The following is a 17,820-nucleotide window of genomic DNA, read 5'->3' as shown; positions in this document are numbered from 1 at the left end:
ATGAGTAATTATCACATTAAACATCTAGAAGAGTATTATCAAGTTTACAGAAAATCAATAAGAGAACCAGAAAATTTTTGGGAAGAAGTTGCCGAAGAGCATTTTATATGGCAACGAAAATGGGACCGTGTTTTAAATTGGGATTTTTCTAAACCAGAAGTAACATGGTTTGAAGGTGCTCAATTAAATATTACAGAAAACTGTATTGATAGACATTTATCCACTCGTGGAGATAAAACAGCTATTTTATTTGAACCTAATGATCCGAAAGACGATGCTGAACATATTACTTTCAATCAATTACACCAGCGTGTCAATCAATTTGCCAATGTCTTAAAAGACCAAGGTATTAAAAAGGGAGATCGGGTATGTATTTATTTACCAATGATTCCTGAATTGGCTATTTCTGTTTTAGCATGTGCTAGAATAGGAGCTATTCACTCGGTAGTATTTGCTGGTTTTTCAGCAACGGCATTGTCAACTAGAATTAATGATAGCGATTGTAAAATGGTTATTACCAGTGACGGATCTTACAGGGGCCCCAAAACAATTGACTTAAAAGGGATTGTTGATGAAGCTTTAAATGATTGTTCTTGTGTTGAAACGGTGTTGGTAGCGAAACGTATTCACTCTGACATACAAATGATATCTGGTCGCGACAAATGGTTACAACCGCTTTTAGATACTGCTTCAACTGATTGTAAGGCTGAGGTTATGAATGCCGAAGATCCACTATTCATATTATATACATCAGGTTCAACAGGACAACCAAAAGGTATGGTGCATACTACCGCTGGATATATGGTTTATACAGCGTATTCATTTAAAAATGCATTTCAATATAAAGAAGAAGATGTGTATTGGTGTACAGCGGATATAGGCTGGATTACAGGACATAGCTATATTGTTTATGGTCCTTTGGCTAATGGAGCAACTACAATTATGTTTGAAGGGGTGCCTAGTTATCCGGATTTTGGACGTTTTTGGGAAATTGTAGAAAAACATAAAGTCAATCAGTTTTATACAGCTCCAACAGCTATTCGTGCATTAGCCAAGCAAGGTTTAGAGTTGGTTGAAAAATACGACTTGTCGTCGCTTAAAGTTTTAGGATCTGTAGGAGAGCCCATAAACGAAGAAGCATGGCATTGGTATAATGATAATATAGGTAAAAAGAAAAGCCCGATAGTGGATACTTGGTGGCAAACCGAGACCGGAGGTATAATGATTACCCCAATTCCTTTTGTAACACCAACAAAACCTACCTATGCTACTTTACCATTTATTGGCATTCAGCCAGCTTTGATGGATGAAAATGGTGATGAATTAAAAGGCAATCAAGTAGATGGTCGCTTATGTATAAAATTCCCGTGGCCTAGTATGGCACGTACAATTTGGGGAAATCATCAACGCTATAAAGACACCTATTTTTCAGCCTTCGAAAACAAGTATTTTACTGGTGATGGTGCCTTACGTGATGAGGTAGGTTATTATCGAATTACAGGACGTGTAGACGATGTTATTATTGTATCTGGTCATAATTTAGGAACAGCACCAATAGAAGATGCCATTAATGAACATCCTGCTGTTGCAGAATCTGCAATTGTAGGTTTCCCACATGATGTAAAAGGAAATGCGTTATATGGTTACGTAATTTTAAAGGATGTTGGTGAAACGAGAGACCAGGATAATTTACGCAAAGAAATTAATCAGATTATTACCGAACATATTGGACCTATTGCTAAATTGGATAAAATTCAATTTACTCAAGGGTTACCAAAAACACGCTCTGGTAAAATTATGAGACGTATTTTAAGAAAAATTGCCCATAAAGACACTAGTAATTTAGGGGACACAAGTACGCTTTTAAACCCAGAAGTGGTTCAGGATATTATTGATAATGCTTTTTAAATGGGTTTTCGATAAAATAATCCATATGAGGTTTGTATTTATAAACAGCTAGTTTTTCAATAAATAATCCCATTCTAAATTTTTTCGTTTATCTAGTCGTGATAGAATTTTTAGAAAGACAATAGCAGTTATTAGGGCATCACCATTAGCTGTATGTCTATCTACTTTTGGCACATTAAGTTCATTGCATAAATCATCTAATGTATAATGTTCTTTTAAATTCTCACGATAAATAATATGTTTCGATTTATTGAATAAATACCCTGTGTCGATGAATCTGTTTTTTAGTTTGCCAAGCCCATTTCTAGATAGCATTTCATTCATCATGTTTTTATCAAAATTAGCATGATGTGCTATTAAAACAGCATTTTTCACATAAGCTAAAAATGCCTTGATAGCTTCTAGTTCGGTTACCTTTTCTAAAGACCCTTTTTTCATTAACCCATGAATCTTAACTGTTTCCGGGTTAAAAACTTCTTGCTCTAGATAGAGTTCTAAGCTATTATTTACTTGAATGGATTTACCGACAAAGCTCACTGCACCAATAGAGAGGATTCTATCATTTTTTTTATCAAAACCAGTTGTTTCGGTATCAAAAGCAACAAAGCGGGTTTCTTTAATTGAATTTTTATTAACATTTTTAAAGCTATCAATATAATCTAACCAAAAATCCGGATAATCCTTTTTATTTTTACGAAACCATTTAAAAATCATTTACATAAAGTTTTTTAAGTCAAATCTGATTTTTAAAACTTCCTGAATTTTTTGAATAGGCTTAAAACAACGTCTAAGTTTTAATTTTTCTTCTTTAGTTAGGGTTTCCAAATCAATAAACTTACCAGAATTTGTGCCTAACAGACCTTGTTTGGTTTTAAATTTAGATAAGGCTTTAAAGGCATAAGAGCAAGATTCGTGTAACTCTTTGTTATTAGGTTCTAGTTCTGCTAATTTTTCAAAACGTTCTGAAGTATTATTAACACCACTTATTTGTTTACTTAAAATGAGTAATCTTGCAGCGTCAATGAGAGGCATTAAAGCTCTGCTTTTAATATTGAAAAGCTCTTTTTGATCTCCATTTTGCTCCACTAAAAATTGCTTAAAAAAACCAAGAGGAGTAGGGCTTTTAACGGCGTCACGCCCTAAAAATTTATAAAACAAATCGGTTTTTTCTAAAGTAGAGAAAATAGTATTCGTAAGATCATCAACTAATTGCTTATCTCCATAAACACGGTTATAATCAAAAAATATGGAAGATAGCAAAACGGCTTTTTCATCTGGGCTTAAAATCCAATTTGTAAACTGATTTTTCCATTCGGTTAATGATTTACACCATTCTGGGTTACTTGCCATCATATCGGCTTCGCAATATTCAAATCCAATTTTATTTAAAGATTTAGTAACTAGTTTAGCTAGTTTTAAAAAATAGGTTTGTGTTTTTTCATATTGTTCTTCTGGGACATCATCAAAAACCAAGGCATTATCCTGATCGGTAAAAAGTAATTGTTCTCTACGCCCTTGACTGCCTAATGCCAGCCAGGAAAAGGTTACTGGAGGAGCTGTGGGCATTTTTTTAAGAGCTAATTCTACAGCACGTATAGTCACCGCATCGTTAATTTGAGAAATTACATTTATAATGTGTGTAATTGGTATATTTTGCTCAATATAACTTTTTAATAAAACATTTCCTTTAAGTCTGGCAGCCCGTAACTTTTTAGTACGTTTTGCCCGTTTTATTTCTTTAAGTATAACAGTTGGGTTATTACCTAAATTTACTAAAACATCATGGTGAGTTAAAACACCAATAAGTTTAGAATTATCAGTGCCATCTTTAGTAATACATAAATGCCCAATGCTGCGTTTTATCATTTGCAATTGGCCATCTGCAATTGTTAAACCTTTTTTAGCAGTTATTACAGGCGAATTCATAATATTTGTTACTGGGGTTTCAATAGGAAAGAGACCTGTCGCTATTTTATTTTTAATGTCACTATTTGTAATGATTCCAACTGGTTTTTTTTCATCATCGACTACCACAATACAACCAATTTTATGCGCACTCATTTTTTTTGCAGCGTCTTTTAGAGAAGATTCTGTAGAGCAAGTAATGGGCGATTTTGTATAATTAGCCGTTTGAAAATTCACCATATCCTGAGACGTATTGGGTAAATAATCAACAAAAATTTTACCTGCTTCTTCTTCTGTATAAGGGTCAAAAGCATTGGATGCAAATGCGGTTATTAAATATTTTTGAACTTTAGTGTTATTATCTGTTTCCGATTGAAAAACAGAAATTGGTACGGCATAAACTATAGATTCTTCATTGGCAGTGGCAGTAAGTTTATAAGGCTCTTTTGTTATAAGCGGACGTAAGCCAAAGAGATCACCCGTATCATGAATATTCATAATATCCTTAACATCGCCGTTACTGTAATAAAGACTTATGGCACCATTTCTCACAATATAAAAACTATCATGCCAAGTATCATCCTTTTTGAATATAGTGTCTCCTTTTTCTAAATAAGTTATAGTAACTTCTGTAGCTATTTTTAACAACGTTTTATTTGAAAGCATATTAAAAGGAGGGTAACCCTTTAAAAAATCACCAACCCGTTCAGCTATAGAATTCTTCATAATACGCTCTTGTTTTTGGAGCTATGGTTTTTAAATCATTTTAAAATCTAGTAATAGTTCCCCTTCAATAGAGGCTTGCAAGTGATCTCCTTTATAAATTTGACCAATACCAACAGCTGGTGTTCCAGTAAAAATTAAATCTCCTGGAACTAAAGTCATAAAATTGGAAACAAAACTGATAATCTCACTAAAATTGTAAATCATAAAATCGGTATTACCAACTTGTTTTTGTTCGCCATTAATGACTAAATCAAAATTGATATTATTAAGTTCTGGGAAGTTTGAAATAGGTTTAAAACTAGATATTGGTGAGGCACCGTCAAAACCCTTAGCCAAAGCCCACGGACCTTTATTAGCTCTACTTGCAGTAAGCACATCTTTTGCAGTATAATCTATACCAACAGCCATTTCGGAGATGTAAGATGCTGCATTTTCTATAGTAATATCTTTTCCTGTTTTACCAATTTTAACTACTAATTCGACTTCATAAATCAATTCGTTTGTAATAGATGGAAATACAACATCCTTATTATTAGTTACCAAAGAACTTTCTGGTTTTGTAAATATTAATTGAGACCCGTTTTTAATGCCCTTAATTTCAGACTTATCACTTACGTAGTTTTTACCAATGCCTATTACTTTCATCTTCTTTTCTTTTTTATTATTTGATGTTTATTAAAGACAATAAAAGTAATAAATTAAGCAGACTACTCCGAAGTTTTATAAGTAAATATTTGAGCTTTTCCAGACTAATTTTGTATCTGTTCGTATCTTAATTGAGCCAGCCCTGATTCAAGATGTTTATTTAATAATACTTTTTTAAATTTAGAGTTATACCAATTCTATTTAAATTATTTAATGTCAAAGACAATCTCATCAAAACTTATTTGGCCTGGTGGTTTATTTGTATCCTTTTGAAGGCAATATAACCCGATACGAGCTCCAATCCATGAGCCAGAACGTACTTCAAATTCAGGACCTAATCTGGTGAAGTCTTTTCCATTAGTACTAAACAAAAATTGCCCATGAATTATACCATTGCCATAATAATCTAAATCCTTTAGTTGGTAATCTTGAAGTATGGCTTTTCGTGTTTCTTTTTCCTCTTTTGATAGTTTCACTCGATACTTTAAGGGAGTAGGAAGTTCTCCATTAGTATCTAATCGTAACCAAAAATCGGTACCTGTGATCGTTGTAGAACTTAAGGTTTGTGTGCCAAAACGCATGGATACTTTCATAGTGTCTTGTATTTTTTCTAAACCAATATCGAATGATTTTCGACCTAATGAAGCTAAACCAGCTCTTATTCCTCTATATTCTGAAGGACCCATTTTTACTGTTGCAGAAAAATTGAAATCAGGAAACATTTGAGTTAATACTTGTGGTACGCGCTCCAATTTTTGGTTTGCAGAAAAAAGAGCCGGTAAAATTAACTTTCCGTCTTCAATTTTATACCATTTCTTTTGCGGGTTTGCAGGCCATTGCCATTGTAACCCAAGTGTTTCAGAACTAAAATCGTCAGAGGTTTGCAATTTAAATGGCACTATAGGGAGCGGAGTCGTGTAAGTTGCTACGGGGTTTCCAATACCATCATTATTGCTATCAACTCCTATTACTGGCCAATCGTCTTTTGTCCAATGTGCAGGTTCTAATCGTGCAATACGTCCTAAAGTACCAACAGACTGAAAATGAATAAACCACCATTCTCCTATATGAGATTCGACCAAGCCTCCCTGATGTGGGCCATTTATGCCAGTATCATCAGGTTCGCATATAGTTCGAATTTCGTACGGTCCTTTAGGGTTTTTTGAACGCAAAGCAGTTTGCCAACCAAATTCAACACCACCAGCAGGACATAATATATAAAACCATTCTCCACGTTTCATAAACTTAGTGCCTTCTATGACACTTTGATATTTTTCGGTTGGGAATTTTTCGGGATTCTTAGCGTCAAATACAGTAACAGCATCACCAATGAGTTTTGTCCCTTCCCAATTCATTTCCCATACATCAATACGTCCATTAATACCTCGCCGGGATGCAGCATGTGCATGTGTTAGATATGCTTTACCAGTGTCTTTGTCCCAAATAGGAGAAGGATCAATCCAACCAGAGGCCTTTTGGACTAGTACAGGTTTATTCCATTCGCCAGCAGGGTCTTTCGTTTTTACCCGATAAATACCTGCATCGGGATCTCCCCAAAAAATCCAAAAATAGCCATCATGATAACGAATAGCAGGTGCAAATACGCCTTTGCCTAAACGCGGTACGTTATAATCCAGTTGATCTTTACTTCTATTTTTATATTCAAAAAGAGCATCAGGTATTTGTTGAATGCCATGCCCAATTAATTTCCAATTAACCAGATCTTTAGAATGTAGGATTGGTAACCCCGGAGCCATATTGAAACTTGAAGCAGTCATATAATAATCTTCCCCAACCCTTATAACATCAGGATCGGAAAAGTCTGCAGTGATTATTGGGTTTTTATATATAGTTTGAGACGTTTCAGTATGCTTTGCTTTTGGTTCTTTTCGACATGCAGATAAGAGTACCATTAGCAAGATAAAAAGAGGTTTTAATAATCGATTAAGTTTCATCTGTTGGGGTTTTTATGCATAAGTTTAGAGGCTCTAAGATAAAAAACTATTTGTTTAATAGAAAAGAATTCTCCGAGGTTTGCCTCGGGGTTTCCGTTGAAGTTGTCATTCCCGTGAAAACCGAAATTCTTTATTAAGGACCCTAGTTATAATTTATAGGATTAATTATTTATCGTTCTTTTTTTGTTCCTAATAAATATAGTATAACGCCTGGTCCCGATTTCACTTTACCAATTTCCCAGTCATAATTTTCAGTGCCATTTAAACTTTTAACAAGCGCATTCATTTCTTTTACAGAATATGTTCTAAGTGATGAAACAAGCCCATCCCATAATACAAATAAAGGAACAATTGGAATTAAATAAGTGAATACAATCCGACCGATTTTAAATGGTTTGATGAAAGGCGTTGTAAAGAGAACACTTAATGGTGAAAATAGCATAGCTAAAAGACTTGGGAAACTTCTTTCCTGTGCTTCAAAAACAGCAATTGAACTGTTGGAATTAATAGTATTTTGTAAAATCTGTTTTGCATCATTTGGCCTAAAATGGTGTAAAGACAAAAACTGTGTTCTTAACCCTTTCAATTCTATTGGTACCTCTCTTGCATCCACAGGGTTATCTATATATTTAAAATTGTCGGCTTGTTTTTTTGTGAATTGAAATGCTGGAATATTAGGATAAAAATCTGTGAGGGTTATTTCTAGGTTAGGAATGTCTTTTTTTAATTCTGAATTTAACCAAATGAGTCCGCCGCCACCTCCAGAACCTAGATCAACTATTTGATTTGTTTTGCTTTTTTGAAGCCCTTTTTTTATAATTGGAATAATGGCTTTATACATTTTGGTCTTATTAGATAAGAATTGCAAAAAATCGGTTCCATAGTTTCTCAAAAATGTAGGAAACCATTTTTGGTCTTCAAATTCAAATAAGTGTCTTCTTCTCATTTTTTGTGATTATTATATACTATAATTGATTTTCTTTTGAAAAGCTACCAGAAATACATTTCTGCTTAACCTGTTATTGTACTTCTGTATTTAGTTTACTTAATTGATTAAAATAGGCTTGCTTCAACCATATTTCTTTATCCCCAATGGCTATAAATCTGTATTTAGCTCTGGTAATTGCTACATTTAATAAATTAGGTTTTTGTGAAGCCCAGTTAGCAGCCCCTTTGGTTATTTCATCTAAACCTAGGCATAAAATTACTCCTTCTGCTTGTTTCCCTTGGAAAGTATGAACAGTTCCAATATGACTTTTTAACCAATCACCCATCTCAGAACTATCAATTTCTTTGTGTTTTTTTACTTCATTTATTAAATGTTTAAAAAGAAACGAATTAAGTAAATAGCCTATTTCTCTAAAAGGAGTGATTACAAAAACATCAGGTAGATTTTTATTAATATTAATTTCATTTATCAATATCTCTTTTACTTTTTCTGCTTGTTCTTGCACAAAATGTCTTCCTTCTACATGTCCTTTACAATGAATAAATGATGTTTGAAAATTTATATTAACACTTTTTGGACTTGGAGTAGAGCAATACATTGTATTGTCATATGCAATGTTGTTTGATATTTCGAACATTGGACTAATACATCTTCTGTGAACTCTTAATGGAATTCCAATCCATTCTTTTTTACTGTTTATTGTCAAATAAGAACCTAAGGGATTAATTCTATCGGCCATTGATTGTACAGACAATTCAGAATTTATTTGATTGTTATCTAAATCAAAATGTTTACTAATATTATCAGTGATAGAATCGGGAATTGTTACAACTGGTTCTATTTGAAATGGGTCACCAACTACACCAACTCGTTTTGCTCGCCAAATTGAACCTGCAGCAGCTTGAGGAATTGCTTGACCTGCTTCATCAATAAATAACCAAGGAATATCTTCTTTTTATAAATCTTTGAACATTGTTTGAACTGAAGCAAATGTTGAAGAAATAACAGGAATTACAAGGAAAAATGTATTCCACATAGCTTTTATTTCTTTTTTATTGGCCTTATTTTCTCCTTTCAAGTATTCAAAAAAACCGGCAAGAGTGGTTGATATTTGACTTGAAGTTGAATTTGCAGTTAGGATAAATACTTCATTTAACTTTAATGCAATTAAAAATAATTCTGATTGTAATTTCTTTAACTTTTCAGAATACCAAGGACAGGATTCTTGTGATTTCTTGGATTCTATTTTCTCCCAATACTCTCTATCTGCATAATTATTTTTTAATTCTAATTTTGCTTGACCTATTTTGATTTTTAAATTTTCTAGCTTATCAGTTAAATTAGTTTTTTCCTTTTGGTGTTTTTTTAATAATGTTTTTAAATGGTTAAAAATTGATTGTATTTTTGATAAAACAGGGTTCTCAATATTTAATTTGTCAGAGATTTGATTGTATATGTTTAATGCATTTTCTAATGCTTTCTTGTAAGCTTTTCGCTTATTTTTATTGAACAAATAGGTAAAGAGGTTTGGTTTGCTACTTTTTATTATTGACAGTTCATTAATTATCTCTTGTTTACTTTTATTTAACTTAGAAACTTTGTTTTTTTGATTCTTGAATTTATCATTTGAACCTATATAATCTTTTTCAATATTTTCTATTTTCTGAGTTATCTTTAAAAGTGATTTTTTTGTAAAAACATAGTCATCATAATCTTTTTTTAAGGAGTTCAACCTTTCCTTTTCTGCTGAAATTTCATTTATTTTAGCATTGAATGAAGTTTTTATAATATTCCACTCAGAATTATCATAAATTTTATCTTCTTTTAGAGTATTTTGTAAGTCCTTAAAGTCCTTGTTGAACCATAAACTATTTACTAAATTATTTCTATTTTGTTTATTCCCTAAAACAGCAGAAATTAATCCCCAGTTTCCTTTATTTATACAATTTTCTGCAACTGCTTTAAAATAAGCTATATCTGAATTGTATTGTTCTGAAACTTCTTTTTTTAAAGGTAATTCTTTTGATATATTTTCAACTGCTCCGTTATTAGACGAAGCAATAACAATTCCAGCGTTAGTTATGGATTTGATAGGTTCATAAAGCCATGGAGAGTAATTCTCATTAATTTCTAATGAACCAACTTTATTAAAAGCATCTGAGGGCTTCTCGATTTTTGCCAGTTCTTTACCTCGTTTTACTATTATAGGAGCAATAATGTCTCTTAATAAAGTTGTTTTTCCAGTACCTGGAGGACCATTCACTGAAAACATACCTTCTTGGTTACTTTCAGATAGCTTATTAAAAATATTATTTACTGCGAATTGTTGCATTAAACTTAACGTGTATTCTGAAGGCCAACAACCGTCTGGATAATTATTTGGAGTTAAATTGTTTTTTAATTCTTCTGTGTTTTTAGAAATATTTATCCGTTTTGACTGTTTACCTAAGTTACCATCTAAGTATTGACTAAAAGCTTTTGGGTTTGATTTTATGTTGTAACTAGAAATTATTTTTTCTATGTCTTTTATATAAAAACTGTTCAGGATATCAATTGTAGGCTTAGTCTCTTTATTTTTTTGTGGCTTGAGTTTCTCAATCCTTTTAACGTAAATTTCTTTGGAAGGTTTGATACTCCAATTACAAAGAGATTCAATTTTATCTTGGAATTTTATTAGTTGATTATAACTAACTATGGTCGAAACTTTAATAATTTCATTTTCTGAATTAGTAATTGTTTCTTTAAAATTTAATTCTAGGTACTCTTCTAAACTGTCTTTAATTTTTTTAAAGCCTTCTTCCCAATCATTACTTTTAATTTTATTATTTTCTAATTGATTTAAAGCCCAAGGCAAGGTAGATATCCCTAGTGATTCGTTTATATATTTGCCCTCAATATCCAATTTTAAAGACGCAAAACAAATTTTTGAACTTCTAAAATTTTCATTTTTTTTGCTGTCTTTAAAATATTCTTTTACAAAATCATTTACAACAGAAGAATCAAATACGCCTAAGTAAATTGTATATTCAAGAGTTTTATTTGGGGCTTTAGATTTTAAAGGAATTTTCCAAGGTTCTTTTTTATTAAGTAGTCCAATATTTTTCCCTTTTGGAGCAGGAGCGGGACTAAAATGTTCTAATTTATGCCAACAAGACAAAAGTTTTTTATGTTCATTCATTTATATTTCAATTGTCTTTTTGTTTGATAAATTGTGATTCATGTGTATAAGCAACTGGTTTAAAAGATAAAACTATGATAGAAAATCCACGAGAATTTTTGTAAGTAAACATAGAATCAGTAATTAATTATACCCATCTTAAGTCGGCTTTTTATTTATTCTTTAATATTATCTTCTTTATCAATAAAATTTGTCCAAGATGATAATAGCTATGTTCAATCATTCCATCAATATTTCTTTGATAGGTTCCATATTTGTCATCCACAAAGTTTTGGCTCAATTTTTCGTTAGGTAATTGCTCTATTAATTCAGCTAGATTTTCCGCATCATTCCAAAATTTAGATAAGAATGCTTTCCATTCGTTTTCTGATTTTATGGTAGGAAAGTTAAAGCTGTATTTGTCTCTTATTTCAAGATTTCCTCCATTAAATACATTTTTGATTCCGTTAACATAGTAATGGATGTGTTGAGCCAGTATTGAAATGGTATTCAATGATTCAAATTTTGATATTGCAATATCCCAATCTAAATTTTCTAATTGGTCTTTATAATTAGTGTTTGCGATCCAAGTTCCATTTAGAATTACTTCCCTAAATCGATTGGCTAATTGTTCGGCTTTTTCATTCATTATAGTAGTTTGGCCATATTGCATACAACAAAGAGGTACATGTAATAGCATCTCCAATATATAACCACTAATATAATAAATCTTTTACCTCTGTAGTGTATTTAAATTAAATGTTATTAATATGAATCGTGATAAAGATTAGTTAATTTTACAAACTACCTTATTGGTTAAAATCATTTCGATGCAACACCTCAAAAATAATCCGGGAAAAAAAGTCAAAAATAAAGTAACCATGGCGCAAGCCTTTAAAACTATTATTTGGCCACGACGTAATTTAGTTTTTATTGGTTTAATTTTAATAGTTATTAGAAGTTTAGCTGGTTTAATTTTGCCATGGCAAAGTAAAGTATTGTTAGATGAGGTGGTACCAAATAGAGATATTGATCTGTTATACAATTTAATAGCTATTGTTTTAGGTGCTATTTTATTGCAATCGCTTACATCTTTTTTGCTTACACGTATTTTGAGTGTACAGGCACAGTATTTAATTAGTGAATTACGTGCACAGGTACAGAAAAAAGTACTCTCATTACCTATTAGTTTTTTTGATAATACCAAATCAGGTGCTTTGGTATCTCGTATTATGAGTGATGTTGAAGGCGTTAGAAATCTTATTGGTACAGGTCTGGTTCAGTTAGTGGGAGGAACCTTTACGGCCATAGTGTCTTTGATTATTTTAATAAAATTAAATCCATGGATGACGCTTTTTGTATTTGTACCACTTTCTATATTCGGATATATTGCACTTAGAGCCTTTAAATATATTCGCCCCATTTTTAGAAAACGAGGTAAAATAAATGCAGAAGTTAAGGGCAGGTTAACCGAAACTTTAGCAGGGGTTCGCGTAATTAAGGCGTTTAATGCCGAAGCACAAGAAAACAAGACTTTTGAAAAAGGTGTTGATAAACTATTCCAGAATGTAAAAAAGAGTTTAACAGCTACTGCTTTAATGACCAGTTCTTCAACTTTTTTAATAGGCGTTGCTACCACAGGAATTATGGCAATTGGTGGATATTATATGATACATGGTGAAATGACTTCTGGAGAATTTTTATTCTTCACGCTTATTTTAGGGTTTATGATTGCTCCCATTGTACAAATGAGTAATATAGGAAGCCAGTTAACGGAAGCTTTAGCTGGTTTAGATAGGACGGAAGAACTAATGAATATGACTGCTGAAGAGGATAATAAAGAGCGAACCATTGCGCTCGAAACTCTTAAAGGAGAAATTGTTTTTGACGATGTATCTTTTTCCTATGAAGAAGGTAAAGACGTATTGCACCATATAAATTTCAAGGCATTAGCAGGTTCTACAACTGCTTTAGTAGGAAGTTCAGGCTCCGGAAAATCTACCATTGCAGGTTTATCTGCAACGTTTTTAAATCCGAAATCGGGTAAAGTCACTATAGATGATCAAGATTTATCTAAAGTAAAATTAAATACGTATCGGCAATATTTAGGTGTGGTTTTACAAGATGAGTTTTTATTTGAAGGAACCATTAGAGAAAATATCATGTTTCCAAGACCAGATGCCACAGAGTCTGAATTAGAGAATGCGGTAAAAGCAGCATATGTAAATGAATTCACAGATCGTTTTGAGGATGGTTTAGAAACCTTAATTGGAGAAAGAGGCGTGAAATTATCTGGAGGTCAGCGACAACGATTGGCTATTGCACGTGCTATTTTAGCAGATCCAAAGATTATTATTTTAGATGAAGCGACGTCTAGTTTAGATACAGAGAGTGAAGCTTTAATACAAAAAAGTTTAGGAGAGTTAGTTAAGAACAGAACCACCATTGTAATCGCTCATAGATTGAGTACTATTAGAAAAGCAGACCAAATTTTAGTTATAGAAGCGGGACGTATTGTAGAGCGCGGTACTCATGATGAATTGATTGCTTTAAAGGGGCGATATTATGATTTATATACGTATCAGGCTAAGATTTAATCCAGATTCAAAATACATCTTTAAGCGCTGTAACATAATTTGGGTTTAAAGGTATTTTTTAAAAGAAGTAGGCTTATTCATTAAAACACATATCTTGTATTATTAAGGACATTATTATCCTACTCATTAGACATTCTTATATATTTTTGAAATAAAAAGAACTTAACTAATGAAAAAAAAACTTACTTACATTTTATTTCTGTTATTATATACAGGATCTTTTGCCCAAGTTACATTATTGTTTCCTGAAAATAATGCAGAATTAACCGATATAGCCGTGTCTTTTAAAGTTAAATCTACAACTGATGGGCCCTACGAGTTGCAGGTATCCAAAGATCCAACTTTTGCTACAGGAGTAATAAAACAAGAACAAACTATAAAATACAGACACAGAAATTTTGTTTATTTTCATACCCGATTAGGAAAAAATGTACCTGAATTAAAGTTTTTGTTAGATGCAGGTACGTGGTACTGGAGAGTCACTGACGATGGCAGTACGACCTTTAGTGAAACCCGTACCATTATTGTTAATGATGACAAGTTCTCAACACCAGTACAAACCGTAATTAGTCCGGAAAAGCCGTTTTTTCATTTTAGAATAGGCAATAGTAGAAGGGTTCTTAATTCTCCAGACCCAGCTGCATTATTAAAACAAATGGTGCCAGACCATCTTAAAGAGTATGTCATTATAGATATAGGACAGTCTTTTGATATCAATACACAAGGAGAAGATTTATTAGAATACTCCAGACTTTTTGATAATCTAGGATACAAATTTCTTTTTGATATAGGAGGTACAAGTGATGGTTTAATTGATAAAGGTAGAGTAACCATACTAGCAGAATTAGAGCAGGTATTTAAAGAGTTACCTAACTGTGTTGGTGCTGCTACATCAGAACGTTTTTATGGTTATTTTTATTTAGAACAACATAGGTCACAATTAGAAGGCGCATTAGAGCTTTGTCGTAAATATGGAAAGGTGTTTTCTTATGGTGATATGAATCATAAAGTAGCCAAATGGCAACTCTTTGCATATGAAAATTTTGATTTATATAAATCTATAAATTATGGCGATTATTTACTGGCACAATATAAAACCACAGATCCATGGGGTGCATATACCAATGTAAGTACGCTTCAGGGTATGAAACTATCAGGAATGATTAAAAACATAGGGATTTGGTCTGATGCCTGGTGTTGGGAAAAGTTTGGTCAAGTCAACGAATTTGAACTTGCCGATTGGGTATTAGGAGGTCATGCTTTAGGTAGTAAAACAAAGTACCATGCTTATATGCAAAATATAAAACAGTTTATTTATGGTATTACCTATGGTTCTACCGTGTTTACTATTGAGCAGGATGAGCAATATGATAAATTTACTGGTATGCCTACCGATCATTACTATAGGTATTTAGAGCCGTTTTTAGATTTTGTTATCGGTGAAAAATTAATACCATCAGAAGACGCGATAAAAAATAACTTTAAAGTTATCGTAGATACTGAAATTAACTCAGGAAAGCTTGATAGTACTTTGCCAAAGTTAACGTATTTGCCAGGTAATATCTGGGGTGATTTTCTTCGTTCAACCTATGGTATTACAACGCTAGCGCCTTATACAGAAACCATCTCCAATAACCAGGGTTTTTCTTTACAACAAAGTGCTTATTTAGAGATGATTCCTAATACCGATCGTTATCCATCAGGTATTCCATTTTTACCAAGATCCTCAGAGCCTGCACCAATAATTAATGGTCAGAGTTTAGATGTTGTTAAAATCTCAGACCTAGATACCCAGGCAAAGGCCAATGCCAATTTAAATATTCATTACCCTGCCAGTACAAATGAAGCCTATGCAAGAATTATTGACAAGTCTATTTTTGTATTTAACACCTTAGAAAATCACGATGTCAAACAAAGCTATAGTTTAGATATTAATCATGCTGGAATAGAAACCATGTCTGGAGATATAGACTTAATGAGCTATATTATAGGAAAGATAAAGCCCGATGCAGGAGATTCAGTATTATTTCAAGTTAATGCATATGTTCCTAATAGTCAAGTAAAAAGAGGGGGGGCATATGCTTTACCTGCTTACCCATCAATCCTTAAATTTAAATGCACCTCAAGACCCAATATTAGATGTGATGAAATTGAGGCTATAGAGCGTTATGAGTGGGATGCTACAAAAAAAGAATTGACTATAGAAATTAATCATACCGTTTCAGGAGCAGTAAACTTTACATTACAAAAAGACCCCGCAACAGAAACTATGAAGCTAGGTGCTATAGAGGATTTAGTGTTTACATCAACAAGTTTAGATTTTGATGTAGTATATCAAATAAGTAACTCAAGAGATTTTATCGTTAGCCTTTATAAGCCAGATGGATCCTTATTAACCTCAACCAAAAAAACATTGGTACCAGGTTTAGGAACAGAAACCTTTACATTAACTACTAACCCAGCACCAGAAAAAGGTGTTAATTATAAAGTAACGGCAGTTCTTAGACCAGTTGGAGGTGATGCCTCTCAAAATTTGTTAAAAGACGATTTTTTTTTTGAGCTTATTGATGAAGCCATTTGTTCAACCATAGGTGTTTATAATGAATGTTTTGAAAATGGTATAGGTTTATGGACAGGAGGCTTCGGTGCAGCTGTAAAAGAAGTCCAAAGAAATCATGCTTACCAGAGTAATTATAGTTTGATGGTTAAGGGTAATGGTTCTGCAAGTGCTAAGATTACAGGGTTATACCCAAATACGAAATACGAACTTAAGGCCTTTGCAAAAAACTTAGGTACCGATAATATTAACTTTGGAGTTAAAGATGGCGGATTTACCGCAGTATCGGTTGGAGTAAGAAATACCACTTTTGAAGAAAAAACATTAAATTTCACAACGGGAGCTACCGATACAAGTGTAGTCGTATACTTTTTTTCACCAAATAATAACTCAGAGGGGTATTTAGATGATATCTCTTTAGAAGACAAAGGCTGTGTCACTCCTAATTGCGATGACTTAGATCAAGATGGTGTGCTTAACAAAGATGATAAATGTCCTAATACACCAGCAGGGACTGTCGTAGATCAAGAAGGCTGTCCAGTATTTACATTAGCCTTTGATAACTTTTCAATAAAAGTGACAGGAGAAACCTGTGCGATTAAAAATAATGGAAGCATTGAAATCACGGCGAAAGAAACATTTAACTATACTGCAGTATTATCTGGGAATGGTGTTAGCGAATCCAAGGGTTTTACAGGTATTGTATCGTTCAATAATTTAGCAACAGGATCTTATGAGTTATATATTCAGGTTAATGATGAACCAGATTATGAATCTACTTATTATTTAATTGAAATATCAGAACCAGAAGACCTAAAAGTTACATCAAAAGTTAGTTCTTCAGGAAAGTCGGTATCACTGGCTTTAGAAGGCGGTGTTCGTTATAATATTATACTTAATGATGTGATTTATAAAACCAATCAATCAGAAGTGACCTTCCCCTTATCAGCCTCAGAAAATAGACTAGTGATAAAAACAGATAAGGATTGCCAGGGTATTTATGAGGAGAATATTATAATAGGTTCAGGATCAAGGATGAAAATTTATCCTAACCCAGTAGGAAAAGGAGATGTTACAATTAAAATAGGAGATAGATTGGTTGAAAACATTGATTTGGAGATATATACAATGAGTGGACGACAACTAAAGAATAAAAATTATAGGGTTAATAATGGTAAAGTAACTTTTAACTCAGATAATATTGCACCTGGAATTTATTTGATAAAGCTAAAAACAGCAACAGCATCTTTTAACTATAAGGTAATAAAAAGATAAAATTTATTTAATTAACGTGAGTTTCTATGTTAAAAACCAAATAAAAAGGCATTATTATGTTATTTTATTGCAATAAAAGCCTACGGAACAAATCTGAGTTCCGATTTTTTTTTGCCCTATTTCTTTAATAACCTACATCCCAGACT

11 protein-coding genes are annotated in these 17,820 nt (G+C 32.5%); 3 read left to right on the top strand and 8 right to left on the bottom strand.

Annotated elements, in window-relative coordinates; translation table 11 throughout:
• Positions 1 to 1,908, top strand: a complete 1,908-nt coding sequence (gene acs, locus EM932_RS14270; RefSeq protein ID WP_135877872.1) for an acetate--CoA ligase — start codon at positions 1 to 3, stop codon at positions 1,906 to 1,908.
• A gap of 48 nt (positions 1,909 to 1,956) precedes the next feature.
• On the opposite strand, the gene EM932_RS14265 is transcribed toward acs, so the two are convergent.
• The 8 genes from EM932_RS14265 to EM932_RS14230 form a co-directional block, all read right to left on the bottom strand.
• A complete protein-coding gene (locus tag EM932_RS14265; protein ID WP_135877871.1) occupies positions 1,957 to 2,622 on the bottom strand; it encodes a 3'-5' exonuclease in 666 nt (221 codons plus the stop codon).
• The gene (locus tag EM932_RS14260; protein WP_135877870.1) at positions 2,623 to 4,539 is read right to left on the bottom strand and encodes a DUF294 nucleotidyltransferase-like domain-containing protein; all 1,917 of its coding nucleotides are present in this window, start codon (positions 4,537 to 4,539) and stop codon (positions 2,623 to 2,625) included.
• Positions 4,540 to 4,569: 30 nt separating this feature from the next.
• Entirely contained in the window at positions 4,570 to 5,184 is a 615-nt protein-coding gene (locus EM932_RS14255) for a fumarylacetoacetate hydrolase family protein (RefSeq protein WP_135877869.1), read from the bottom strand.
• A gap of 206 nt (positions 5,185 to 5,390) precedes the next feature.
• Positions 5,391 to 7,139: a glycoside hydrolase family 43 protein gene (locus EM932_RS14250; RefSeq protein ID WP_135877868.1), complete on the bottom strand. Its 1,749-nt coding sequence runs from the start codon at positions 7,137 to 7,139 to the stop codon at positions 5,391 to 5,393.
• A 169-nt stretch (positions 7,140 to 7,308) separates the two neighbouring features.
• A complete protein-coding gene (locus EM932_RS14245; RefSeq protein WP_135877867.1) occupies positions 7,309 to 8,085 on the bottom strand; it encodes a hypothetical protein in 777 nt (258 codons plus the stop codon).
• Positions 8,086 to 8,158: 73 nt separating this feature from the next.
• On the bottom strand, positions 8,159 to 8,842 hold the full coding sequence (locus tag EM932_RS14240; protein WP_135877866.1) for a DEAD/DEAH box helicase: 684 nt from the start codon (positions 8,840 to 8,842) through the stop codon (positions 8,159 to 8,161).
• A gap of 201 nt (positions 8,843 to 9,043) precedes the next feature.
• A complete protein-coding gene (locus EM932_RS14235) occupies positions 9,044 to 11,266 on the bottom strand; it encodes an ATP-binding protein (protein ID WP_135877865.1) in 2,223 nt (740 codons plus the stop codon).
• 151 nt (positions 11,267 to 11,417) lie between these two features.
• Complete coding sequence (locus EM932_RS14230) at positions 11,418 to 11,894, bottom strand: DUF1572 domain-containing protein (protein ID WP_135877864.1); 477 nt, start codon at positions 11,892 to 11,894, stop codon at positions 11,418 to 11,420.
• 181 nt (positions 11,895 to 12,075) lie between these two features.
• Here EM932_RS14230 and EM932_RS14225 point away from each other — a divergent pair, with 181 nt between their 5' ends.
• The gene (locus tag EM932_RS14225) at positions 12,076 to 13,842 is read left to right on the top strand and encodes an ABC transporter ATP-binding protein (protein WP_135877863.1); all 1,767 of its coding nucleotides are present in this window, start codon (positions 12,076 to 12,078) and stop codon (positions 13,840 to 13,842) included.
• A 169-nt stretch (positions 13,843 to 14,011) separates the two neighbouring features.
• Positions 14,012 to 17,674, top strand: a complete 3,663-nt coding sequence (locus EM932_RS14220; protein ID WP_135877862.1) for a T9SS type A sorting domain-containing protein — start codon at positions 14,012 to 14,014, stop codon at positions 17,672 to 17,674.
• The last annotated feature ends 146 nt before the right edge of the window (positions 17,675 to 17,820 follow it).

The sequence above is a fragment of the Flavivirga rizhaonensis genome (genome assembly GCF_004791695.1).
GTDB classification, from domain to species: domain Bacteria; phylum Bacteroidota; class Bacteroidia; order Flavobacteriales; family Flavobacteriaceae; genus Flavivirga; species Flavivirga rizhaonensis.
This window is presented reverse-complemented; position numbering and strand designations above follow the sequence as displayed.